This window comes from Vibrio sp. 1288 (assembly GCF_033344475.1).
The window spans coordinates 1-925 of record NZ_JAWPOX010000228.1 but is presented as its reverse complement, the minus strand read 5'-3'; the positions used below and the strand labels follow the sequence as shown (position 1 = coordinate 925).

Annotated in this window: 2 protein-coding genes; both read left to right on the top strand. The window is 44.0% G+C overall.

Annotated features, from left to right (window positions below; genetic code table 11):
- Positions 1–323: 323 nt before the first annotated feature.
- Positions 324–584 carry a helix-turn-helix domain-containing protein gene (locus tag R8O11_RS25870; RefSeq protein WP_318194693.1) on the top strand — a complete coding sequence of 87 codons (261 nt, stop codon included), beginning with the start codon at positions 324–326 and terminating at the stop codon, positions 582–584.
- Between the two features lie 186 nt (positions 585–770).
- Positions 771–925: transposase (locus tag R8O11_RS31860; RefSeq protein WP_412035076.1), on the top strand; the 155-nt coding region annotated here is incomplete at its 3' end.

Sequence of the window (925 nt, the reverse complement as noted above, 5' to 3'; positions counted from 1 at the left end):
TGCCTACCGTTTGACCCTTATCGTTTTTTGGCTTTTCTCCACCCGCGCCAATGAGCACCACTCAACAGACAAGTAATACCAATCTAAGTAAAAACATGATCCAATTGAGGCTGTCCAACAACAGAACTGATTCGCTATGGACAGCCTCAATAATATCGACGTTAAAAAACTCGCAAGTCAGCAAAAATCCATTCAGATGAAAATGAGGCCACTGACCCTTACTCATTTCAAATGATGGGCACTCACGCACACAAATCGCCAAGTTTCTCAAGGTAAGCCGAACCAGTGTCAATAAGTAGGTTCAAACCTTTCTTGAAGAAGGGCTGGAAGGATGGCAAGAAAAGCCAAGAACAGGAAGACCACCATTCTTAACTTCCGAGCAAAGAGAACAATTGAGTCAATATATAAAAGATAAAGCCAATGGTACACAAGACGGAGAACTGACTGGTTCCGACATCCACGCTTATATCATGAAAGAATTTGGCGAGCACTACCACCCTAACTCTATCTATTACCTGCCCGACCACATGGGCTTTTCATGGATAACTTCCCGCTCAAAACACGACAACACACTTATGGACTGAAAAAGCAGCTCGCCCAAGAGCCGAGAAACAACAATTTGAGTATGCTTATCTGTTCGGTTCAGTCGTCGCAGAAGAGGAATTGGTGAGGCTATCATTGTCCCTGGGTTAATAAAGACATCATGATAGAGCACTTAAAACAAATATTGGCAGTCACGGAGGAGGGACGTCACGCTGTCGTTGTAATGGATGGTGGAGGATGACATACAGAAGAAATTGCCAGTGACTTTAAATGTCAGTGTCATCAAACTTCCACCTTATTCCCCAGAGCTAACCCCTATCGAACAAGTATGGCGTTGGTTGAGGCAACGCGATTTATCCAACCAACCTTTTACGGGTTACGA